Below are 24,188 nucleotides of genomic sequence, written 5' to 3'. Positions count from 1 at the left end.
ACACCTCACTTTAAAATTGGACTAACATGTAACAATTGCAGAATAACGTACGTCATTCCGGAGGCAATAACTGGTCCAGCAGCAATACCTCGAAAAAAAACAACTCCCATAATTGTACCAAAAACAAGGGCAACCGTAATTTCAGGACTTTGGGCCAATAGTCCGACACCCTTACCTGACAATATGGCCACTAAAACACCACAGAACACGGCAACATATCCAACTGGCGATTTAAACGCATTAATTAGATCCTTATAACCAATTTGACCAGTAGCAATGGGAACTAAAATGGCCACCGAAATAATTGTAACACCCCAATTAATTCCTTTTGCTTGAATCGTTGTTAATAGTTTTTGCGTGTGCGGTATTAATTTAATTACCAAGACAATTGCCGACGCAATTAATAATGATTGGTTTTTTGCCAAATAGGCAATTAATAAAATAACGCCTAAAAATAACCAGCTTTCCATTGGATTCTCCTTTATATTTAGTTGAATTCTACTTCTTACAGAATAATTCTAACCTTTTTTAACAGTATTTCCTACTTTACCCAGTATTAATGGGCCTAAAAAGAGACTTTTTATTCACCAAATAATCCATTGCCATTCAGCCCAGCAACATTATTGGCAACTAGGGGTTACTGCCTTTTTGTAATACTGGCAACACTTCTTATAGTAAACACTAAAAAAACCCATCATGCAAACGCATGGTGGATTTTAGAGTAACTAATTGATTACATTGCGTTTGAAGCACCGCGATAAACAATCCCACGACGAGAATCAACCGTAATAACTTCATCATCAGATACAAGACTAGTTGCGTCCTTGGCACCAACAACAACAGGAATTCCCATTGCGATACCAACAACTGCAGCATGACTTGTTAAGCCGCCTGCTTCAACAACTAAGGCACTAGATTTTTCGATTGCTGGTAAGTAATCTTTATCTGTTGTCTTAACGATGAGGACGCCGCCTTCAACAGCTTTTTGGTTAGCTTCTTGAGCGTTAGATGCGATAACAGCCTTACCAATAACAGTTTGGTCGCCAACACCTTGGCCTTCAACAAGTTTAGAACCAATTAACTGAATCTTCATGACATTTGTTGTGCCACGTTCACCAACTGGTACACCAGCAGTGATTAAGATCAAATCGCCTTCCTTAGCAAAACCAAGGTCTTGGGCTTTTTGAGAAGCTAACGTGAACATATCATCAGTTGATGCTGGTTTTTCAGCAACAATTGGAAAAACGCCCCAGTTGATTGCTAAGCCACGACGAGTACGTTCGTCAAATGTGATTGCTAAGATATCAGATTTTGGCCGGTACTTAGAAATCATACGAGCTGTGAAGCCTGATTCTGTAGCCGCAACAATTGTACGGATACCAAGGTTCCGTGCAGTATGAGCAACAGATTGACCAATGGCTTCAGTAACATCAGTCTTACCGAATTCCTTCAAAGCAAATGAATCAGCATCGACCATGGCTTTTTCAGCACGTTCAGCGATCCGTGCCATTGTAGCAACAGATTCTACTGGGTACTTACCATTAGCGCTTTCGCCTGAAAGCATTGTTGCGTCAGTACCATCAAAGATGGCATTGGCAACGTCAGTAGCTTCAGCACGAGTAGGACGAGGGTTTTCTTGCATTGAATCTAACATCTGCGTTGCAGTGATAACTGGTTTACCAATAGCATTGCACTTCTTGATCAAACGTTTTTGAATAATCGGAACGTTTTCAACAGGAATTTCAACACCCATATCACCACGAGCAACCATCAAGCCATCAGAAACCTTCAAAATTTCATCCATATTATCGATACCTTCTTGAGATTCGATCTTAGGGAAGATTTGAACGTGTTCCATGTGCTTTTCTTCTAATAATTCGCGAATATCAAGAACATCTTGTGCCTTACGAACGAAACTAGCAGCAATGTAGTCAATATCATGGTCTAAACCAAAACGAATATCACTAGCATCTTTTTCAGTAATACCTGGTAAATGGATGGCAACGCCAGGAGCGTTAACACCTTTACGGGAGCCTAAGAGACCATCATTTTGAACTTCTGTAATCAGTTCTTTATGTGCGTCATCTTTTTCGGTAATCTTCATATCGATTAAGCCATCATCGAACAGTACATGGCCGCCAATATGAACGTCATCAAAAAGGCCAGGGTAAGTAACGGCAATCTTTTCGTGGGTGCCTTCAAGTGAATCATCCATTGAGATACGGGCTACATCGCCAGTCTTAAATTCGATTTTGCCTTCTTTTTCAACTGTGGTACGAATTTCCGCACCCTTAGTATCAAGCATGAAAGCAACCATTTTGCCCGTAGCCTTTTCGGCATCTAAGGCCATTTGCATACGTGCAGCATGTTCTTCATGATCACCATGTGAGAAGTTGAAACGGAATACATTAGCACCAGATTCAATTAGTTTTTGAATTGTTGCTTCATCGTTACTAGCAGGACCAAGTGTACTTACGATCTTGGTTTTCTTCATAGGTAGAATCTCTCCCTTTACATTTTTTATAAAATGGCTTTACGCCAGTTTTAACAGAATTAATAGTAGAACTAAGAGCATCTCAAAAGGCGCTTAAATTCTGAGCATTGGCCTAAATTGCCAAACACAAGATTCTGACGTTTAACCCACTTTTGCTACAAAATAGTCGCCGAAAATAATTTTCAAAATACTCTTTAAAAACTAATAAGAAATATCATTGTTTAAATCATACAAAGATATCTCTGAATGGTGTTTGGCATCAAATAAGTCTAAGATATCGTGTGAAACGACCTTGTTATTTTCAATACCAATGGCCAAACCGCCCTTACCTTGCATTAATAATTCAACAGCGTAAGAGCCCATTTGTGAAGCCATAACACGATCACGGGCAGTTGGTGAACCACCACGTTGAACGTGTCCTAAAACCGTAACCCGTGTGTGGAAGTCACCGAATTTACCAAGTTCTTCAGCAAATTCATCAGCGTGCATTACACCTTCAGCTAAAACAATCAAGGTGTGCTTCTTACCACGATTACGGCCGGCACGAATCTTGTTGGCAACTTGCTTCATATCGAATTCCTTTTCAGGAATGATAATTGCTTCAGCACCACCAGCAACACCAGACCAAAGTGCGATATCACCAGCGCCACGACCCATAACTTCAATAACAAAAGTTCGTTCATGACTGGTTGCAGTATCACGAATGCGGTCAATTGATTCCAAAACGGTATTAACTGACGTGTCAAAACCAATTGTGAAATCAGTGTAAGGAATATCATTATCAATTGTTCCTGGTAAACCGATGGCATTATAACCGTGCTCAGTCAAACGTAAAGCACCATGATAAGAACCATCACCACCAATAACAACTAATGCTTCAATTCCAAACTTGTTTAATTGTTCAATCCCCTTCAATTGCCCTTCTTCTTGAGCAAATTCAGGGTATCTAGCAGAATACAAGAATGTCCCACCACGTTGAATGATATCACCAACAGTTGCTTCGTCCATCTTAAAGATATCACCCGCAACAAGTCCAGCGTAACCGTAGTTAATTCCGTATACTTCTAGTCCTTCATGGATAGCTTTTCGAGTGACTGCACGAATTGCCGCGTTCATACCCGGCGCATCGCCACCACTTGTCAAAATCCCAATGCGTTTCATTTCTTCACCTCAGGCATTTTTAATAATTTGTTAAAGCGCAGCTCTTCTGCACTCAAACCCAAACAATATTCTAACACTTTTCTGAAAACATGTCTGCTTATTCTCGCTTTTTTTCACAAGAAATCCAATTTAACTTTTATTATGAGAAAGCTCTTGATTTGTCACTGCAACGTTGGCTTTACCAAGCAATTTTTGCAAATCTTGAGTTAGTGCAGTTGTAAGCGTCACCCAATAATCGCGGTGCAATAATATTTTATTTTTAGTGGTGGGATCAAACAGAACAACTGGAATTGGTCCATTAGATTTTTTTAATCTTTGTGGTAACTCCAATTTGGCCGCCGCTTGCTCAGTTACTCGCAAAAAAAGCGTTTGCGTCGTTTTCTTTGGAAGCAAATTATCGGCCAATTGAATCTGTTCAGCCAATAATTGAAGCTCACCGCGATCATTTGCTACCTTCCCCTGGACCAATAACACTTGATCGTTGGCCAACCATTGACTGATTTGCCGGTAAACTCGGGGAAACACAGTGACGTCCAAATCAGCGGTAGCATCACTTGTACTGAGAAAAGCCATCTGTTCTCCGCGTTTGGTCCGAATTACCTTTATTTTCTTAACAAAGAGTAACACGCTACTCCGCTTCCCGACAACTAAAGCGCTAACTTGGTCAATTGGCTGCTTGGTTAACAGGTTAGTGTATTTCTCCACTGGATGACCAGATAAATACGCCCCTAAATAACGATCTTCAACCTCAAGTTTCTCGGCCAAGCTCAAATCTGGTACTGCTTTTTTCTTAGGCGCCAGCGTTTCAAATAATGAAACGTTTGCACCACTTAAATTTAGCGCCTCAATTAATTCCGGTAGCGCCTGCATTAATTCCGCCCGATTGGCATTAAATTGCGTAAAGGCCTCGGTATAGACTAACGGTGCCAAATAATCCATTTTTAACCACTTGGCATCAATGCGTTGTAAGAAATCTTGTAACGATTTAAACTGGCCTTGTTTTTTTCGGTTTGCTAAAATTTGCAATACAAATTCCCGCCTTAAACCCTTTATACAAAGTAAACCGAACAAGATTGCCTGCTGCTTGAGGCGATAATAGAGCTGACTTTGGTTAATGTCGGGCGGCAAAATTTTAATTCTACGCAGTTTGGCCTCTTGCAAGTAACTTTTAGTTTTAGTTGGGTTATTAATTGCTGAATTTAATAAAGCGGCGAAAAAGGCGGCTGGATAATGAGTCTTTAAATAGGCCAGTTGAAAAGCTATCATACTGTAAGCAACCGCATGGGAACGATTAAATCCATAATTAGCAAAACGTTCAATGTACTCATACATTTGAGCCGCTGCTTGTTTCTGGTAACCCTTTTTAAGGGCCCCACTAATAAATTCGGCTTTCTTTTCGTCAATAACGGCCTTTTTCTTCTTGCTCATTGCCCGGCGTAAAATATCAGCCTCGCCTAAACTAAAACCACCCATCGCCGCCGCAACCTGCATGACTTGTTCCTGATAAACTAAAATGCCGTACGTAGGTCCTAAAATACCGGCAATCGTTTCATTTGGAAACTCTGGCTTAGTGTTGGCGTGCTTTCGCTTTATAAAAGTTGCAATGTTTTCCATTGGCCCGGGACGATACAAGGCGTTAACCGCAACAATATCTTCAAAGCTAGTTGGTTTTAATTCCCGGAGGACATTCTTGATGCCACTTGATTCAAATTGAAAGACACCATTTGTATCCCCCGCTTGAAAAAGGTTTAAAGTCTCCGGATCATTTAGTGGGATTTGATTGATTGGTAAACTTTCACCCGTTTGCTGCTTCACTAATTGCAAGGTATTCGCCAAAATACTGAGATTTCGCAGACCTAGAAAATCCATTTTCAATAAACCAAGTTCTTCAACGTTCCCCATTGGCAATTGCGTTAGTAAAATACCTTCACTACCCGTTTGTAAGGGTAAATAATCGGTTAAATCTTGGTCAGCCAGCACAATTCCTGCCGCATGTGTGGAATAATGCCGGGGCAATCCCTCTAACCGGAGCGCCGTTTTGTATACTAATTGATTTCGTTTGCTATCGCTAACTAAATTGCGTAACCGCAACGATTGCTTGTAGGCATCCGTTAGATTAATGTGTAAAATGTTTGGAACGGCCTTTGACCAATCGGCCATTTCAAACTGCGTTAACCCAAGAACACGACCAACATCGCGCAATGCCTGTTTGGCCGCAAGTGTGCCAAAAGTGATGATCTGGGCCATGTGGGTGTGACCGTATTTCTGATGGACGTACTGCAAAAGATCCTCCCGGCGGTTATCCGGAATATCCAAATCAATATCCGGCATGTTATGCCGCTCTTGATTCAAGAAGCGTTCAAACAGTAAATTATATTTTAATGGATCAACTTCCGTAATAGCCAGCGCGTAGGAAACTAATGCTCCAGCGGCCGAGCCTCGCCCAGGCCCAGTCATAATATTTACCTGGTGGGCATAGTGCATAACATCCCAAATAATCAAGAAATAATCGTTAAATCCCATTTCGTTAATTACTTTTAACTCATGATCCAACCTGGTTTGGTAAGCTGGTGGAATAACTTTATCAGCAAAACGTCCTTTTAAACCAGTCGTTGCCATTTGCCGCAAGTAGTCGGCGGCTGTTTCATGAGTAGGTACTGGATATTTAGGCAACAATGGCTCATGAAAAGTGAGCTTGACCTGACAGGCCTGAGCAATCTTCTCCGTTTCTAAAGCTGCTGGCGCCAAGTTGTTGGCCTGGTAACGTTCAAAGACTTGCGTTGCTGGTGCCAAAAAATTTTCACCATCTTGGGCCGCAGTCACCTGTTGCTCAGCATTCAGAGTTGTTCCCGCCTTAATTGAGCGCAAAATTGTTGTACTAAAGGCATCATCCGGTTCTAGATAGCGCACATCCTCTAAGGCAACTAACGGAATCTGTGTGGTATCACTTAATTGTTTTAAAGGCTCCTTTAGCGCAATTCCTTGTTTTTGTAAACTAATGCCAATTCGCAGATCGGACGTTATTTTTGCAAGTTTAGTTAAATACGTTTGGGCCTGCTCTAAATCATGTGCCGCCAACGTGGCCAATTCACTGGTATAGGCAGGTGTAATTACAAAAACATGGCTTAACAAATGGCCAATATCCGCCAATGTTAGTGGCTTTTCGGTCGTCATAACGGCCGTTGATAGTTTTAACAAATGCTGGTAGCCGACTTTATCTTTGGCCAAGATCACTAATGGGTATTGATTTTCAGAATCTAACAACCCACTAACTAACAACTTCAAACCTAGAATTGGTTTGATCTTGGCCGCAATACAAGCTTTATAGAAATCAACACTTGCATAAAGTACTTGCTGGTCAGTTAGCGCCAGTGCTGAATAACCACGTTCTTTCGCAGCCGCCACGAGCCCTTTGATTGTCGTGGGACTTTCCAGTAAACTATACGAACTCATCACTTGTAATTGTACAAAAGCCAACTTGCCACATCCCTTCATAATTGATTATAACAAACTCTAGTGACACAAATAGTTCTTTTGCTTTCAAAAAGAGTATGCTAAAATACATCTGTATCGAAAGAAGGTGCGCTATGAAACAGATTATTGTACTGATTTGGGCGCTAATTTTAGGACAATTAATTGGTTACATTGGCTCAGCGGTCACCAGTCGGCCTTATAGCGTTGGCTCATTGGCAGTTGTCTCGATTATCTTTGCAATTATCCTCATGTTCTTACCTGGATTAATGTCTGATAAACAAACAAATCATAGTAATCAACAAAAAAAGACTGGTTAAAACCAGTCTTTTTTTGTTGACCTTTTTAAAAATTTGCTAAATATTAACTGATTAGTCACCTTTATTTCGTGCTCACCGTTTTATCCGCAACTTGATTTTCAAAGACTAAATGATTATCGAGTAAATTAATTTTGACAGTTGTGTGCGGCGCTACCCGACCGGAAATAATTTCCTTAGCCAGCGGTGTTTCCACCTCACGCGTAATAAAGCGTCGCAGTGGTCGGGCACCAAAAGCTGGGTCATATCCCTGTTGCGCAAGCCATTTTTTAGCACTATCCGTGATGATTAGGTTAATTTCCTGATCAGCCACACGTTGCGAAAGCTGTGCCAGTAATTTAACCACAATCGCCTGAATATCGTTAAGGCTTAACGGTGTGAACATAATAATGTCGTCAATTCGGTTTAAAAATTCAGGCTTAAAGTGGGTTTGAATAAGTTGCCGAACTTGTTCTTGACTGGATTTAGTGATTTCACCTTGCTCATTTACACCATTTAGTAAAATTTCGGATCCTAGATTAGACGTCATAATAATAATTGTATTTTTAAAATCAACCGTTCGGCCTTGGCCATCCGTTAAGCGACCATCATCCAATACTTGTAATAAAATATTAAAAACATCTGGATGGGCTTTTTCGACTTCGTCTAATAGGACAATTGAATACGGATTCCGCCGAACGGCCTCGGTTAATTGACCGCCTTCTTCATACCCAACATAGCCTGGTGCGGCGCCAACTAACCGTGAAACCGATTCCTTTTCCATATACTCGCTCATATCGATTCGTACCATATGATCCTCCGAGTCAAATAAATTCTCGGCAAGGGCCTTGGCCAATTCTGTTTTACCAACACCAGTTGGGCCTAGGAATAAGAAAGAACCTAGTGGCCGATTAGGATCCTGCAATCCAGCACGAGACCGCAATACGGCATCAGTGACAGCGTCAACGGCCTCATTTTGGCCAACCACACGCTTATGCAAGCTTTCACCAAGCTTCAGTAATTTAGTTCGTTCGCCCTGAACTAATTTAGCCACTGGAATGCCAGTTTCCCGGCTGACAACGTCCGCAATTTCGTTTTCCGTAACGGATTCTTGAACCATCCAATTTTCAGGCCGATCCTGCTTTTCCATTGTGGCCAACTCTTTTTCCAGCTCAGGAATTGTGCCGTGTTGCAGGCGCGCCGCCGTCTCTAAATCATAACTAGACTGCGCATCTTTTAACTGGCGCTTAGCCTGATCAATTTCAGATTTCTTTTTGTTAACTTTAGAAATATCCTCTTTTTCTGATTCCCACCGCATTTTCATGCTATTGGCTTCTTCACGCAAATTACTTAGCTCTGATTGTAATTCGGCCAACCGCTTTTTCGAAACTGAATCCGTTTCTTTTTTTAGAGCTGCCTCTTCAATCTCCATCTGCATTAAACGCCGCGTGACCTGATCGAGCTCAGTCGGCATTGAATTCATTTCCACGTTAATATTGGCGCTAGCTTCATCAACCAAATCAATCGCTTTATCGGGTAAAAATCGATCCGTAATGTAGCGATCAGAAAGTGTTGCTGCGGCAACCAAAGCGTTATCGTGAATACGAACGCCATGATAAATCTCAAACCGCTCCTTTAAACCACGTAAAATACTAATTGTATCCTGAACTGTTGGTTCCTGTATGACAATCCGTTGGAAACGCCGTTCTAGTGCTTTATCTTTTTCCATATACTGCCGGTATTCATCTAGCGTCGTTGCCCCGATCAAGTGTAATTCCCCCCGGGCCAACATTGGCTTTAGCAAGTTACCAGCATCCATACTGCCTTCAGTCTTACCAGCGCCCACGATGTTATGAATTTCGTCAATGAATAAAATAATTTGACCTTCACTTTTACGAACGGCCTTCAAAACACCTTTCAACCGTTCTTCAAATTCCCCCCGGTACTTTGCACCAGCAATCAACGATCCCATATCCAGACTAAAAATAGTTTTATCCTTCAAATTATCTGGAACGTCTTTATTAACAATCCGTTGAGCCAAACCTTCAACAATTGCCGTTTTCCCAACACCAGGTTCACCAATTAAAACGGGATTGTTTTTTGTTTTCCGCGACAAAATCCGAATAACATCACGAATTTCTTCATCACGACCAATAATCGGATCTTGATCACCAGTCCGAACTGCCTTCACTAAATCAGTTCCGTATTTTTCTAAAGCCTGATATTGTTCTTCCTGATTTTTCGAAGTCACTCGATCACCACCGCGCATCTCAGTAATTACCGCCTTTAATTTAGTAGTCGTTAAACCTGATTTAATTAAATATTGAGTCAGTGAATGATCCTTCAAAGTCATCAGCGCCAAAAGAATGCTTTCGGTTGCCACGTATTCGTCCCCAAAATCTTGGCTGATCTTATCCGCAGCCTGTAGCAATCGATAGAGATTTTGGCTCATGTTCTGCCCATAGGCCACATTACCTTCAACAGTTGGAATCGCGTCTAACAAACGATCGATTTCAGCCTCTAAAGTTGGTATTTCAAGACCAGCCTTTTCGTAAATTTTTCGGCCTAACTGTTGTGGTTGTATTAAAAACTTAAAAAGCTGGGGAATATCAATTTCCTGTTGGTGCCGGGTTACCGTAATTTTTTGTGCTTCCGCAATTGCATCTTGAACTGCTTGGGTCATTTTTTCTGGATTCATTTGATCAACTCCTAAACTAAATATTTTCAAAGTTAAATTTTAAAATTTAGTGTCAAAAAATCGGCAGAGATTTCCTGCCGATTAAAACTACTTTTCTCAACAACTACAGTTTAACGCGAACATACATTCGTGACAACTAATTTGCCTGGTGCCATTCGGCTACTGGCTATTTAATTTAATGATTTGCAAAATAACATCCGTGGCCCTTGCCATTACCTGTTCAGAAACAAACTCATAGCGACCGTGCATATTTTCTGGACCGGCAAATAAATTAGGGGTTGGTAAACCCATGAAGGAAATCTTCGAACCATCGGTACCACCACGGACAGGGTCAATCAATGGTTTCACACCAACTTCTTCCATTGCCTTTTTGGCCAACTCAACACTGCGCATATCTTTTTCTAGGACTTCACGCATATTATAGTATTGATCAAAAATAGTTAAGCTAATCCGCTCCTCAGGAAAACGTGCATTAATTGTTGCAGCAACTTTGTGTGCCACTTCCTTACGCGCCTGCAAACCAGAACGCTCAAAATCACGAATAATGTAAGTCATGTCGGCCTCTTCGACAGTTCCTTTTAATTGATACAAATGAAAAAAGCCCGCCGTCCCACTGGTTTTTTCAGGCACTTCTTTTTGGGGAAGGCCATTTTGAAAATCAGTGGCTAGTTGTAAAGCATTAACCATAACACCATTGGCAGTGGCTGTATGAACATTTTTACCCTGAATATGAACTTTCATCTCCGCGGCATTAAACGTTTCGTATTCCAGCTGGCCTTCAGATCCGCCATCAACAGTGTAGGCAAAGGTGGCATTAAAATCAGCAACGTCAAAATGATCTGCCCCAGTGCCAATTTCTTCGTCGGGACTAAAACCAACCCGAATTTCACCGTGTTTAATTTCTGGGTACTTAACTAAATAAGCCATTGCTGTCATAATCTCAGCAACCCCAGCCTTGTCATCACCACCTAATAAAGTTGAGCCATCGGTTGTAATCAAATCGTGACCTTTATAATTGGCCAAAAATGGAAAATCAGTCAAATTCAAAGTGAACTTACCAGCCTGATCAAGTTTAATTGTCGATTGACCGTCATAATTAGACACAAGCTGGGGATTAATATTTTCTGAATTAAACTCCGCGGTATCCATATGCCCCATAAAACCAATCACTGGTACCTTTTTTTCTTGATTACTTGGTAAGGTCCCAACAACGTAACCATTCTTGTCTAAATAATGAACATTCTTTAAGCCAATTACTCGCATTTCTTCGGCTAATTTTTTCGCAAAAGCCGTCAGCCTAGGCGTTGACGGAATTGTATTGGAATCCGGATCCGAACGGGTGTTGCTTTTAACGTAACGTAAAAAACGTGGTACTAAGTCTTCATAAATTGCCATTTTAAAGGTCCCCTTTATTTCGATTTAAAACCATTTTTCCACTCAAATTTAGTCTAGTGGCGTGTAGCGCTCATAGTTAAATTAAATTATATCGCTATTAAAAATAATACTTATGCCGCTGGACCACTGAATGACACGTGAATAAATTTAGTTAGGTTCCATTCCGGCGCTGGCGTAGCGTATGGAACACATGCGACATGAACTTACCGGGCTTTAGCCTACTAGTCCAATCGACATCGTTAGTGCAACCAGTAATAATCCTCAATTGCGGAGCAGAACCTAGGCGCCGTTCCCTAAATTTACATAGAAATAAATCTAAACGGATCAGTATTCAACTTAGAAGCAAAGAAACTAACGTCGGCCCACTTTTCTTCCTTGGCCCAACCTTGGAATAGTGGAACTGCCTTTTCCTTCACGATACTTTCAATATGATGCCCTGGATCAATGACGGATAAACCGGCAGCCAACATATCATGGGCCGTGTGGTAATAAACGTCCCCTGTGACGAAGACATCCGCCTGCTGTTTTAAAACGGCCGGATAAAATTTGCCACCGTCACCACCAATAACTGCCACCCGCTTAATTAGTTTAGCAGGATCAGGTGTGACTAAACGTAGGCCAGTTAGGTCAAATGCTTGCCGAACCTGTTGAGCATAGGCCTGTACCGTCATTGGTTGCGCCAATTCGCCAATTCGACCAATACCAAACTGCTCACCTGGATTATCCAACGTATATAAATCATACGCCGGTTCCTCATAGGGATGCACCCGGTACATTGCTGCCAATACCTGCTGGGTTAACGTCTCTGGAAAAATAACCTCGATTTTTTCCTCAGCAACTGTCTCTTCTTGACCAACATGACCAATTGCCGGTTGGGCGCCCTGTTCAGGCGTAAACCGACCTGTACCGGCCAAGCTATAACTGGCCCCGTGATAATTACCAATTTGACCGGCTCCGGCCTGAACCAAGGCTTGGCGCAATATAGTTGCTTGTTTTTGTGGGACAAAAACTGCTAGTTTTTTCATTTTCCGTTGATAACTAGGCTGTAACAAGCTAACTTGCTGTAATTGTAATCGTTCGGCCAACCAATCGTTCATCCCACCATTAGCAGAATCAAGGTTGGTATGTGCCGCGTACACCGCAATATGGTGCGCCAATAATTCGGCGTACATCGCATTTTGGGGATTATCGGTAATTAAATTTTGGACCGGGTGAAAGATAACTGGATGATGTGCAAAAATAAAATCAACTCGTCGTTCAATTGCTTCTTGAACCACTTCTGGTCGAACATCTAAAGTAACCATTACTCGATGAATCGGCTGCTTCGTTGATCCAAGCTGCATACCAGTTGGATCACCAGGTTCCGCCAAGTATTGCGGTGCAAAACGCTCAAATCGATTAATAAAATCTTGAACTAAAAGACTCATGCTAAAACCTCCTTAATCTGTTGGTTCTCAAGTTCTAATGATCGCAGTTTCGCTGATTTGTCAGAATGTGCATTCGCTTTTAAATTGGCAATAATTCGTTGATTCGTTAAAGCACGGTGTTGCCATTTTTGTTTAAAAACGGCCGCTTGTTGTTGCATTAATAACGGTCCAAAAATCAGTTGTTGTTGCGTATAGTTTGGTGCAACGGTAACCTTAGTTGCCTTAATAACTTCATAAATATGATTGTCTTCGGCCAAAATTGTCTCCGCAACAATTTGGTAATTATGCTGCATTAACCATTCGCGAACCAAAGCTTCCTGAATGTTGGCCTCTAAAATTAGCGTTTTAACCGTTTTTAATGCTTTTTCACCGCGAGTTAAAATATCACTAATCAGTTGACCGCCCATTCCAGCGATCACAACGGTATCAATTTGATCCGTCGTTTGAATGGCGGCCAGTCCATCTGCTAAGCGTGTCTGAATGTTAAGTGTTAAACCTGCCGCCGCAATCGCATTTTGGGCACGATGAAATGGACCCGCAATAACCTCCCCGGCAATCGCAAAAGTGATCTTCCCACTAGCAACTAAACTAAGCGGCACCAAAGCGTGATCCGAACCAATATCGGCTACCCGCCCATTTTCTGGTACAAAATCGGCAACTGCTGTTAGTCGCTTGCTTAAATGTACTTTATTCACGTTTTTCATCCTCACCTTTAAAAGTTTCTAAATTCATTGTACCAAGCAATAAGCACTTGTAAACGAAAATTAATTGAATCTGCTTTTCCGACCACGTTTACACTATAGTAGTCAGGAAAATACTTTTACTAGTACTTATCATTTACTTGACCAATTTAGTGTGACATGTTTGCGACACAAATAGGACCAAGACAAAAATGAATTTTGTCTTGGTCCTATTATTTATTACTAAAGACTATCCGGAAATTATTGTTACAACAGCCGCTATAAAATTAGTCTAAACGTGTTCGCACCTGACGTCTTTTCAAACGTGCCTTTTTTGAATCACGCTTTAAATTAAAGTTATTCCAAAAAATCTTTTAGCTGTTTTGAACGACTTGGGTGACGTAATTTTCGTAACGCCTTTGCTTCAATCTGCCGAATTCGTTCCCGCGTAACGCCGAAGACCTTACCAACCTCTTCAAGCGTCCGGGTTCGACCATCATCAAGTCCAAACCGTAAACGCAACACATTCTCTTCACGGTCAGTCAAGGTGTCCAAAACGCTCTCTAATTGCTCTTTTAATAATTCATAAGCAGCGTGATCGGCCGGACTAGTGGCGTCTTGATCTTCAATGAAATCACCTAAATGGGAATCATCCTCTTCACCAATTGGTGTTTCCAACGAAACTGGTTCTTGGGCGATCTTTAAGATTTCTCTAACCTTCTCCGTTGGCATATCCATCTCAGCACCAATTTCTTCTGGTGTGGGTTCGCGACCTAAGTCCTGCAAAAGTTGTCGTTGAATTCGAATTAACTTATTAATCGTTTCAACCATATGCACTGGAATCCGGATTGTCCGTGCCTGATCAGCGATCGCACGGGTAATTGCCTGCCGAATCCACCAGGTGGCGTAGGTGGAAAACTTAAAGCCCTTACGGTAATCAAACTTTTCAACTGCTTTCATTAGGCCCATATTACCTTCTTGAATTAAATCAAGAAATTGCATACCACGCCCAACATAACGTTTAGCAATTGAAACAACCAACCTTAAATTGGCCTCGGCAAGCCGCTGTTTGGCCTCTTCATCACCTTGTTCGATTTTAAGTGCCAAGGCAACTTCTTCATCGGCCGTTAGCAATGATACACGACCAATTTCCTTTAAATACATCCGAACTGGGTCATTAATTTTAACACCGGCCGGTGCAGACATATTTTGTAGGTCTTTTTTCTTAACGTTTTTTTCTTTCTTCAAACTTCGTACGGAAGGCTCACCTTTTTCATCGACAACGCTAATACCTTGGTCTTCTATTTTCAGAAAAAGCTTATCAATCGCATCAGCATCAAGGTGAAAAGGTGTTACGATCTTGTCGGTTAAAGCATCCTCAGTAACCTGTTTTTTAGGCTTAAATTCTTTAATTATTGCTTTAACTGCGGCCGTATACTTTTTATCGTCACTTTTTACAGTTTTATTTGCCATTCGATCGGCCTCCTATATCATTTGTTGTGTTGCTACCTCTTGTATCTGACGCTTTAAATCAATAATCCGTTGTAATAATTGTACCGCCTGTTTGTCGTCACCAGTTCGCGCCGCATCACGCAAATCATTCTGCGCTTTTTGCAATTGTTTTTCAAAAACTGAACGGCGCATCGCAATTAGATAGTCCGTTACTTGCTCATCGCTAGTAGTTGGTGGTACGGCCATTTGCTCAACCGCGCTAACTAATCGTTGCAAACGATCATCCGAGCTGGGCAAATAATCCATAAATTCTGCAATTAAAAATGAATCATGTTTTTCAAAATAACCTTCACCAAAAGTGTACAATAACTGATAATTATCGTGAATAAAACTAAAATTTGTTCGGTTACGCAGTCGCATTCGCACAGTTGGATCATGGAAGTACAGCCTTAATAATTCACGTTCGGCCAACTCAACACGATCTAACTTATGCACCTGTTGCTGGTAAACGGGCACCACTTCTTTTTTTGGTTGTTGCTGTGCCCGTACACGATCATGCTCAGCCGTGGTTTTTTTTAATAACTGCTGTAGCTGCTGAACTAACGCCGTGTAAGAAACGTGTAGCTCTTCACTAAGTTGATTCAAGTAAACATCCCGTTCAACTGCTGAAGGGACCAAAACCAACTCTTGTAATGCATCATTAATGTAAGCAATCTTATCTTGTTCATTATCTAAATTCCGATTTTGCTTTAAAAAATGCAATCGAAAAGCCGGCGCCGTTTCTAAAGAATTAGTGACTTCATTTTGAAACTGCTCACTACCATATTTTTTAACGTACTCGTCAGGATCAAGCTGCTCGGGTAACGTCACAATACTCAAATTAAATCGTTGATCGTCTTTTAATAACTCAATAACTCGGTTAGTTGCCTTCATGCCTGGTGCATCACCATCGTAGCACACAACCAATTGATCGGTTGCCCGGCGCAAGTGATAAAGCTGTTCATTGGTTAAACTTGTTCCCATTGAAGCGACACCATTTTTAACTCCAGCCTGAAAAGCGGCAATAACGTCCATAAAACCTTCAAATAAAATAACCCGCTTAGCCTTTCGAATCTCACTTTTAGCCAAGTCAAAATTGAACAAAACATCGCGCTTATTAAATAAATCAGTTTCGGGACTATTTAAATACTTTGGCTGATTCTCAGCCACTTGTAAAATTCGACCTGAGAAGGCAATGACTCGCCCTTGCTCATCACGAATTGGAAACATCAACCGACCAACAAAACGATCACGTAGGGTTCCATCATCATTTTCGATAAAAAGCCCTGATTGCCGTAATAATTGAAAATCGGTTTGTTTTTCTTTAAAGAAGGTTATTAGTAAATCGCGTTGCTGCGGAGCAAATCCAATTTGGAAAGTATCTAACAACGTTGTATTTAAATTACGCTGTGTTGCGTACGCTAATGCCGCCTCACCAGTGTCTGTATTCACCAAAATGTGGTGGTATAACACCGTTGCGTCACTGTACAGTGCAAACAACTTTTCCCGTTTAGGATCAACTGGTCGCTGCGGCTTTGCTTGATAGGTACTTAAATCAACTGAGACGTTCCCCAGTTCAGCAACCTTAGTTACTGCAGCGGGAAAATCTAAATTCTCAATCTCCATAATGAACTTAAAAACGTTACCACCACGACCACAACTAAAGCAATGAAATATTTGCTTATCTTCCGTTACTGAAAAAGATGGTGTCCGCTCTTCGTGAAATGGGCAAAGACCAAATAAGTTTTTCCCAGACTTTTTTAATTGGACATACTGCCCGACAATATCGGTAATATTAACGGAAGTACGAACTTCTTCAACCACTTCTTCTGGAATTCTACCGGCCAAACCCTCACCTCACAAACACTTTAAAAGCTTTAAAAGTCGCACTCTTCTGGAAAAAGTGCGACTTCTACTGGATTATCAAGCGCAAAAATACATTATTTATGATAGCACAACCGGTCACTAGCAACAACTAATTTGCTCCATAAAATTTCGATTAATAACTAACACATTATCAAGACCACGCTGCTAGCTACCCAATGGTACTTGCTAAGGGGCCTCGTTTACAAATTCAACTTAACGACCTATTTAACAATTAATTCATTTAGATTAGCAACTGTAAAAATTAAACGCGCTAAGATGGCTAATTGCGTCAGTCGATTTTTGCGAATTTTTTCGTCATCGACCATTACCATTGTTGCCTCAAAATAGGCCTCAATTAGTGGGCGCAGATCACGAAGTGCAACAAAATTCTCGGCAACCGAATGTTTTGGTGTCGCTTCTTGAACCTTTTTAACGGCTTCATACAAATTCTTTTCAGCGTCATTTTCAAAAAGTGCTGGATCAACGCTCAAGGTCTCTTGATCACCGAAATTGGCCTTATCTGCCAAGCGTAACACACGGGTCAACGCTTCAATCGATTCTTTAAAGTTCGTGTCCTGGCGTTGTTCACCAAGTACCTGCGCGGCATCAAACATCGCCATCAAATCATTATTGTGACCACCCAGTACTGCATCAACAATGTCATAATTAACTTGATGATTACCGAACCACTGTCGCATCCGATCATCCATAAATTGCTTAATCGGTTGAATATTTTTACCGTAATCTAGATTAAAGGTCACTTGATGTTTCTCCAGTAACTGCGCCATTTGTTGTTCGAAATTAGTCACACTCAAATGCCACTGTCGATCATGAAGAATCCGCACAATACCAAATGCTTGTCGTCTTAAAGCGTAAGGATCATTGGAACCATTTGGAATCATGCCAACCGCGAAGAAGCTAGAAATACTATCAAATTTATCGGCCAGTGCTAAGACGGCTCCTACCTTGCTTTCGGGTAAGACTCCATCAGCAGAGATTGGTAAATAATGTTCACGAATTGCTTGAGCAACGGCAGGCCGTTCACCTTGCAATAAGGCGTATTTCTCGCCCATCACACCTTGCAACTCAGGAAATTCGCCAACCATTCCGGTAACTAAATCAAATTTATAAATCTCACTAGCACGCTGCAAATCAGTTAGCTCATCCGCAGTTAAACCAACTTTCTCACCTAAGGCCTGGGCAATTAATTGAACGCGCTGCATTTTTTCGTACATCGTTCCAATCTTGTCGTGGAAAGAAACTGATTTCAAACGCGCAACATAATCCGCGATTGTTTGTTTTTGATCTTCAGTGTAGAAAAATTCAGCATCTTCCAAACGAGCCGCTAAAACTTTCTCATTCCCACTAATCACATTATCTAGGTGTTCGGCATTCCCATTCCGAACAGAAATAAAGTTTGGCAATAACTTACCCGCCTGATCACGAACGTAGAAATAACGTTGGTGATCTTTCATGGATGTAATCAAAACTTCATCTGGCATATTCAAATATTTAGCCGCAAAAGTGCCACTAAACGCGGTTGGATATTCAACTAAATTAACCACTTCTTCTAGTAAGTCAGGATCAAGTTCAACCGTCCATTTATTGGCCTTAACTAATTTTTGAATTTGCGCCTCAATCATTGCTTGTCGTTTGGCTGGATCAGCAATAACAAATTGGCCTTCTAAAACCGTCAAGTAATCACTTGCCTGGTGCAATTCAATCGCCTTACCTAAGAAACGGTGGCCCTGCGTTTTCCGACCAGATTTAATATCTAAAACCTGGAATGGGACAATAACTTGATCTAATAGTGCAACAATCCAGTGAATTGGCCGAATATATTCAAAATCATGATCGCCCCAATGCATATTGGTTGAGAAAGTCATGGCTGTGATAACGTCTTTCATACCCGTTAGAACTTCTTTAGCAGGTTCTCCGGGAATAAATTTATCCAAAAAAACGTACTCTTCGCCCTTTTGTTCTTTAAAAATAATATCATCCGTCGTCATTTTTTGACCCCGAACGAAACCTTGAGCTGCTTTAGTCCAATTACCATCCGCATCCTGAGCAATTTTCTTAGCCGGTCCGCGGACTTCCCTTTTAACATCAGTCTGCTTAGCGGCGAGTTCTTCCACCATTACCGTCAAACGTCGCGGAGTAGAAAATGAAGAGACCTTGCCGTAACTCAAACGATTTTGTTGTAAAAATTCTTGCGTTCGCTTAACCAATTGTTGCCGACTAGGCGTAACAACATGTGCTGGCATTTCTTCCAACCCAATTTCCATTAAAAATGTATGTGTCATTTTAGTTCTCCTCCTTTTTTTCAGTATCTTGTTTTAGCAATGGGAAACCGAGCTTCTCACGTTCAGCCACGAATGCTCGTGCAACTGCCCGGGCCATATTTCGAATCCGTGAAAGATAGCCAGCACGCTCCGTAACACTGACCGCGCCACGTGCATCCAACAAGTTAAAAGTATGACTACACTTTAAAATATAATCATAAGCAGGATGAACTAAGCCGTTATCAATCTGTTTTTTTGCTTCATTTTCGTACATATCAAATAATTGCAGCAACATATCTTGATTGCTTTCTTCAAAAGAATATTTTGAATGTTCAAACTCAGGTTCCTTAAAGATATCACCATATTTGACACCATCGCCCCATTCAAGATCAAAAACAGAATTAACGTCCTGAATATAAGAAGCTAATCGTTCAATTCCGTATGTAATCTCTGAGGTAACTGGCCTAACGTTTAGGCCGCCAACAACCTGGAAATAAGTGAATTGTGAGACTTCCATCCCATCCAGCCAAACTTCCCAACCAACACCGGCACAGCCCATTGATGGATTCTCCCAGTTATCCTCAACAAACCGAATATCGTGGGCCAAAGGATCAATGCCTAACGCCCGCAAACTATCCAGGTAAAGTTCTTGAATATTTGCTGGGGAGGGCTTCATGACAACTTGAAATTGGTGATGCTGGTACAACCGATTAGGATTTTCACCATACCGTCCATCAGCCGGCCGTCTTGAAGGTTCAACGTAAGCTGCATTCCATGGTTCAGGTCCGATTGCCCGTAAAAAAGTATACGGACTCATCGTCCCGGCACCTTTTTCAGTGTCGTAGGCCTCCATGAGCATGCAACCTTGCTTACTCCAATAACGCTGTAAAGTCAAAATCATATCTTGAATATTTAATTTTTGATCCATAAGTGAAACTCCCTTCACATTTAAAGCCAAAACACCACTAATAAAAGTAACGCTTGAGCCAAGCGACTTGTTTTGAATAAGTTATACTGATAAGCTTCTCTACGAATTTAAATAAAAAAGCCCCTATGCAGATTAACAATCTACATAGGGAATAGGGACGATTACTCGCGGTTCCACCCTAGTTCTAGTGATTTATTCACTAACACTTTAATATTAACCTAATCACTCAGGAATGCCCCGCAGTCATAATTTAGTTCGGCTTGCACTATTTCCGAATTCGCTGATAAATCATTACCTGTTTCTTTCCGTCATCGTTCATCTAAACTAAATTCTACCGATTTTCATTTAACTTGTCAATTATGGTTTCAACAGGTGATCCCAATTTTTCATATCATCAATAAAATGTTTACTTTTTAATGATAGACCTACTGTATCACTATAAATGCGGTCAATTATTCGCCGCAATTCATCCTTAGTAGCTTGCTTCACCGAAATTGACGTCAACTTACTTAAATTAAGCACCGAAAACTGGCGCAGCAAATAAATTGCCCGCGCACTTGCATGAAAGCGATAAGGATCCAAATGGAAGTGCTTCTGACACAACAGGCCGCCATAACTTTCAGAATAGTCTAAGGGAAGATCACTTCGGTGACAAATGACACAGCTTTCTAAGTAAGGTGCCACTCCAAACGCCGCCAACAACTGAATTTCATTAATGTTCGTGATAATCTCTGGATCAAATCCATCGTCGATCAGTTGCACCGATAAAACGGCCTGTTGGTACCAGCGCGGTAACGGTTGGTTATCCGTAAAAGCAACATCAATCAAATTTAAGATGTAGGTTGCGTACGCATTTAAACCAATATCAGTCGAGATGCTTTGAAATTGATGGTACTCTTTAGCCGCGTTAATAAATGACAACCCTTCTTCGTGAATATTTCCAACGTAAGTTCCTTGCGTAAAGGGTAGTAATGCAGCCGCCAATTTAAAACCGCGTTTGCGTGCGCCACGAATAAAAAACATTTTTTTACCAAATTGATCAGTAAAAAACTTAACCAACATATCACGTTCCCGGTAATCCCGGCGAAACATCACTAAACCATTAAAGTCAGTTATTTGTCGCTGTGCCACACGCACCCCTCCTTCAAAGCTTGACCTTCAAACACGGCCTAAGTTCATTATCTCACTGCTTAATAGTCTTTCTTACGGTAACCTAATTCATCTAGATACTGCTGATTATCGCGCCAACCCTTGTCAACCTTAACCCATAATTGTAAATAGACCTTTTCACCTAGTAAACGTTCAATATCTCTTCTTGCGCGCGTACCAATTTCCTTCAACATTTTGCCGCCTTGACCAATAATGATTCCCTTTTGACCGGGGCGCTCAACAACAATGGTTGCGTCAATTTTCATCTTTTCGTTATCATTATGCCGCATTTTCTCAACTTGAACTGCAACTGAATGAGGGACTTCTTCACGGGTTAATTCTAAAATTTTCTCACGAATTAGTTCAGAAACAACAAAATATTCTGGATGATCGGTAATCTGATCATCTGGATAATATTGCGGTCCCACCGGTAATTCACGTTCAAGTTCCGTCAATAATTCAGTCACATTGTTGCCTTGCAGTGCTGAAATTGGAAATACTTGCTTGAACGCCATGTCTTTTTGGTAGCTTTCAACAAACGGTGCCAAATCATTCGGGTGAACTGTATCGATTTTGTTAACAATTAAGTACACAGGCTGCTTCACCCGTTTTAATTGATCGATGATAAACGTGTCACCAGGACCCTTTTTATCTTTGGCACTGACCATAAATAGGACGGCATCCACTTCATTAAGTGAAGAAGTTGCCGAACTAAGCATAAACTCATCTAATTTATTATCTGGTTTATGAATTCCTGGTGTATCAATAAAAACAATCTGGGCCGTTTTAGTTGTATATATTCCCTGAATTTTATTACGAGTTGTTTGTGCCTTATTTGACATAATCGCAACCTTTTCGCCGACAACCCGGTTCAAAAAAGTTGATTTACCAACATTAGGCCGTCCAACAATCGCGACAAAGCCAGAATGAAAATCTGCCTGTTCACTCACAATGTATCCTCCTTATTTGGTTCTAAAAACCTGCTAGTTAATTAGCGGCCATAAATGGGGCATAAAAATAATAATTCCAATAATAATTGCAAAACAGGCCGCCAATAAAACAGCCGTTGCCGCCATATCCTTTGCATTTTTGGCCGCTAATTCATAGTGATGTTGCGTTAATAAATCAACCAAATTTTCAACCACTGTATTGACTAACTCACTTAGCATCACTAAAAAAATTGCAAGTAATAGCCATAGCCACTCAAAACGATGCAACTTAAATAAAAAACCAAGTCCCAACACCAAAATACTCGTGCCAAAATGAAAACGCATGTTGCGCTCTTCAATAAATACTTGATAAATACCCGTTAATGCATGGTGTAAACTCTGCCAAAAGTTATGGTTTTTTTCAACTTGCCGCTTATCTTTTAAGCCCATAAGCATCCAAAATTTTACGCTGCAGGGCAAACATTACTTTTTCATCTTCGGCCGAGCGCATGTGATCATAGCCGTTCAAATGAAGAAAGCCATGTACGACCGTGTAGCCTAATTCACGTTCAAAAGAATGCCCATAATCATTTGCCTGTTCAGCAACCTTATCTACCGAAATCATCAAATCACCAATATTACGGGGAATTTGCATCTCCGGATCCAAAATAATAACATCCTGATCATCAGGATCCTCTTCAATCGCAAAACTAATGACATCCGTGGCGCGATCAGTATCACGGTATTCTTTATTGATTTGATGAATCTCATCATTATGCATTAATGTTACTGACATTTCTGTATCTTCAGGTAACTTCATGTAGTTACCGGCAAACTCGGTAATCTTTTTAATTAATTCCAAGTGTGCTTGCGTTACAGCCTTTGTATTATCATAAATTTCTAAATCCACTTAGTAATTCCTCCATCAAAGATTAATGACCTAGTATTAATTTTTTGGCACTTTTTCCTGGCGTTCATAAGCCTCAATGATACTAGCCACAACTGGGTGCCGAACCACATCGTTTGCCGAGAATTCAACAAATGCAATATGACTAATCCCCTTTAAAACATGCTGCGCTTGCACCAAACCACTGTTAGCATTGCGTGGTAAATCAATTTGCGTAATATCACCATTAACAATCATTTTAGAACCAAACCCAAGGCGAGTTAAGAACATTTTCATTTGTGCTGTTGTTGTATTTTGTGCTTCATCTAAAATAACAAAAGCATTGTCCAACGTTCGACCACGCATATAGGCCAGTGGTGCAATTTCAATAACCCCGCGATCCATTAAGCGTGTCGTATGTTCGGCACCTAAAACTTCATACAAAGCATCATAAATTGGCCGCAAATACGGATCGACCTTTTCCTTTAAATCACCAGGTAAAAAGCCTAGGCTCTCTCCCGCTTCAACGGCCGGGCGCGTTAAAATAATTTTTTCTACTTCTCCATTTTTTAACGCCGCAACCGCCATGACAACGGCCAAAAAAGTTTTGCCCGTCCCGGCCGGCCCAACACCAAAAGTGATATCATTTTGGCGAACTGTCGTAACGTATTGCCGTTGACCAAAGTTCTTCACGCGAATTGGTTTACCCCGCCGGTCCTTAATTAATTCGGTTTTATACAGCTCTTGAAAGTGCTCCAATGTATCCCGCTGGGCCATCTTCATTGCACTGACTACATCAGCGCTACTGATTTTAATTCCTTGTGTATATAATTGTAGAAGATTAGCCAAAACTGCATAAGTTTTACTTGCATCACTGGAAGTGCCGGTAATTTTAATTTCATTACCAAAAGCAGCCAACGTGACGTGCAGCCCTTCTTCTAGGATCTTTAAAAATTTATCCTGTGTGCCCATTAAACTGACAGCCTCATCCGGGTTGGTGACGCGAAATATTTTCGTTACTTGTCCTTCAGTCAA

Annotated in this window: 18 protein-coding genes; 1 reads left to right on the top strand and 17 read right to left on the bottom strand. The window is 41.0% G+C overall.

What is annotated here, in order from left to right; genetic code table 11:
• Nucleotides 1–5: 5 nt before the first annotated feature.
• The 4 genes from AYR53_RS08840 to dnaE all read right to left on the bottom strand — a co-directional run bounded on the left by AYR53_RS08840 (nucleotide 6) and on the right by dnaE (nucleotide 7,132).
• Entirely contained in the window at nucleotides 6–470 is a 465-nt protein-coding gene (locus AYR53_RS08840) for a DUF441 domain-containing protein (protein WP_068224441.1), read from the bottom strand.
• Nucleotides 471–733: 263 nt separating this feature from the next.
• Nucleotides 734–2,494, bottom strand: a complete 1,761-nt coding sequence (pyk, locus tag AYR53_RS08835) for a pyruvate kinase (protein ID WP_068280731.1) — start codon at nucleotides 2,492–2,494, stop codon at nucleotides 734–736.
• A 201-nt stretch (nucleotides 2,495–2,695) separates the two neighbouring features.
• Complete coding sequence (gene pfkA, locus AYR53_RS08830; protein WP_068280734.1) at nucleotides 2,696–3,655, bottom strand: 6-phosphofructokinase; 960 nt, start codon at nucleotides 3,653–3,655, stop codon at nucleotides 2,696–2,698.
• A gap of 129 nt (nucleotides 3,656–3,784) precedes the next feature.
• On the bottom strand, nucleotides 3,785–7,132 hold the full coding sequence (gene dnaE / locus AYR53_RS08825) for a DNA polymerase III subunit alpha (RefSeq protein ID WP_068280736.1): 3,348 nt from the start codon (nucleotides 7,130–7,132) through the stop codon (nucleotides 3,785–3,787).
• A 110-nt stretch (nucleotides 7,133–7,242) separates the two neighbouring features.
• Between dnaE and AYR53_RS08820 the strand changes: the two genes are divergently transcribed.
• A complete protein-coding gene (locus AYR53_RS08820; RefSeq protein WP_068280737.1) occupies nucleotides 7,243–7,446 on the top strand; it encodes a YjzD family protein in 204 nt (67 codons plus the stop codon).
• A gap of 61 nt (nucleotides 7,447–7,507) precedes the next feature.
• On the opposite strand, the gene clpB is transcribed toward AYR53_RS08820, so the two are convergent.
• The 13 genes from clpB to AYR53_RS08755 form a co-directional block, all read right to left on the bottom strand.
• The gene (gene clpB, locus AYR53_RS08815; RefSeq protein WP_068280738.1) at nucleotides 7,508–10,120 is read right to left on the bottom strand and encodes an ATP-dependent chaperone ClpB; all 2,613 of its coding nucleotides are present in this window, start codon (nucleotides 10,118–10,120) and stop codon (nucleotides 7,508–7,510) included.
• Between the two features lie 159 nt (nucleotides 10,121–10,279).
• A complete protein-coding gene (pepT, locus tag AYR53_RS08810) occupies nucleotides 10,280–11,515 on the bottom strand; it encodes a peptidase T (RefSeq protein WP_068280739.1) in 1,236 nt (411 codons plus the stop codon).
• Between the two features lie 299 nt (nucleotides 11,516–11,814).
• A complete protein-coding gene (locus AYR53_RS08805; RefSeq protein WP_068280745.1) occupies nucleotides 11,815–12,942 on the bottom strand; it encodes a Nif3-like dinuclear metal center hexameric protein in 1,128 nt (375 codons plus the stop codon).
• Nucleotides 12,939–13,637, bottom strand: coding sequence for a tRNA (adenine(22)-N(1))-methyltransferase (locus tag AYR53_RS08800; protein ID WP_068280746.1), 699 nt, complete (start codon nucleotides 13,635–13,637; stop codon nucleotides 12,939–12,941). Before AYR53_RS08800 ends, AYR53_RS08805 begins: the two co-directional genes overlap by 4 nt.
• A 342-nt stretch (nucleotides 13,638–13,979) precedes the next feature.
• Complete coding sequence (rpoD, locus tag AYR53_RS08795) at nucleotides 13,980–15,095, bottom strand: RNA polymerase sigma factor RpoD (protein WP_068280748.1); 1,116 nt, start codon at nucleotides 15,093–15,095, stop codon at nucleotides 13,980–13,982.
• Between the two features lie 12 nt (nucleotides 15,096–15,107).
• On the bottom strand, nucleotides 15,108–16,961 hold the full coding sequence (gene dnaG, locus AYR53_RS08790) for a DNA primase (RefSeq protein ID WP_068280751.1): 1,854 nt from the start codon (nucleotides 16,959–16,961) through the stop codon (nucleotides 15,108–15,110).
• Between the two features lie 239 nt (nucleotides 16,962–17,200).
• A complete protein-coding gene (gene glyS / locus AYR53_RS08785) occupies nucleotides 17,201–19,282 on the bottom strand; it encodes a glycine--tRNA ligase subunit beta (protein WP_068280755.1) in 2,082 nt (693 codons plus the stop codon).
• A gap of 1 nt (nucleotide 19,283) precedes the next feature.
• Entirely contained in the window at nucleotides 19,284–20,189 is a 906-nt protein-coding gene (gene glyQ / locus AYR53_RS08780) for a glycine--tRNA ligase subunit alpha (protein WP_068280758.1), read from the bottom strand.
• Between the two features lie 357 nt (nucleotides 20,190–20,546).
• Nucleotides 20,547–21,320, bottom strand: a complete 774-nt coding sequence (gene recO / locus AYR53_RS08775; protein WP_068224474.1) for a DNA repair protein RecO — start codon at nucleotides 21,318–21,320, stop codon at nucleotides 20,547–20,549.
• 59 nt (nucleotides 21,321–21,379) lie between these two features.
• Entirely contained in the window at nucleotides 21,380–22,288 is a 909-nt protein-coding gene (gene era, locus AYR53_RS08770) for a GTPase Era (protein ID WP_068224481.1), read from the bottom strand.
• A 33-nt stretch (nucleotides 22,289–22,321) separates the two neighbouring features.
• Entirely contained in the window at nucleotides 22,322–22,723 is a 402-nt protein-coding gene (locus AYR53_RS08765; RefSeq protein ID WP_068224484.1) for a diacylglycerol kinase family protein, read from the bottom strand.
• Complete coding sequence (gene ybeY / locus AYR53_RS08760) at nucleotides 22,701–23,177, bottom strand: rRNA maturation RNase YbeY (RefSeq protein ID WP_068224488.1); 477 nt, start codon at nucleotides 23,175–23,177, stop codon at nucleotides 22,701–22,703. The genes AYR53_RS08765 and ybeY overlap by 23 nt, the downstream gene beginning before the upstream one ends.
• Nucleotides 23,178–23,213: 36 nt before the next feature.
• Entirely contained in the window at nucleotides 23,214–24,188 is a 975-nt protein-coding gene (locus AYR53_RS08755) for a PhoH family protein (protein ID WP_068224491.1), read from the bottom strand.

Source organism: Loigolactobacillus backii, assembly GCF_001663675.1.
GTDB classification, from domain to species: domain Bacteria; phylum Bacillota; class Bacilli; order Lactobacillales; family Lactobacillaceae; genus Loigolactobacillus; species Loigolactobacillus backii.
Note: the sequence above shows the minus strand (reverse complement) of the source record. Positions and strands in the feature narration are given on the sequence as shown.

Coding starts and splice junctions, on each gene's coding strand:
- pepT (WP_068280739.1), bottom strand. CDS start 11,515: ATGGCAATTTATGAAGACTTAGTACCACGTTTTTTACGTTACGTTAAA.
- pfkA (WP_068280734.1), bottom strand. CDS start 3,655: ATGAAACGCATTGGGATTTTGACAAGTGGTGGCGATGCGCCGGGTATG.
- glyQ (WP_068280758.1), bottom strand. CDS start 20,189: ATGGATCAAAAATTAAATATTCAAGATATGATTTTGACTTTACAGCGT.
- clpB (WP_068280738.1), bottom strand. CDS start 10,120: ATGAATCCAGAAAAAATGACCCAAGCAGTTCAAGATGCAATTGCGGAA.
- AYR53_RS08805 (WP_068280745.1), bottom strand. CDS start 12,942: ATGAGTCTTTTAGTTCAAGATTTTATTAATCGATTTGAGCGTTTTGCA.
- AYR53_RS08820 (WP_068280737.1), top strand. CDS start 7,243: ATGAAACAGATTATTGTACTGATTTGGGCGCTAATTTTAGGACAATTA.
- glyS (WP_068280755.1), bottom strand. CDS start 19,282: ATGACACATACATTTTTAATGGAAATTGGGTTGGAAGAAATGCCAGCA.
- AYR53_RS08765 (WP_068224484.1), bottom strand. CDS start 22,723: ATGCTTATGGGCTTAAAAGATAAGCGGCAAGTTGAAAAAAACCATAAC.
- rpoD (WP_068280748.1), bottom strand. CDS start 15,095: ATGGCAAATAAAACTGTAAAAAGTGACGATAAAAAGTATACGGCCGCA.
- AYR53_RS08840 (WP_068224441.1), bottom strand. CDS start 470: ATGGAAAGCTGGTTATTTTTAGGCGTTATTTTATTAATTGCCTATTTG.
- pyk (WP_068280731.1), bottom strand. CDS start 2,494: ATGAAGAAAACCAAGATCGTAAGTACACTTGGTCCTGCTAGTAACGAT.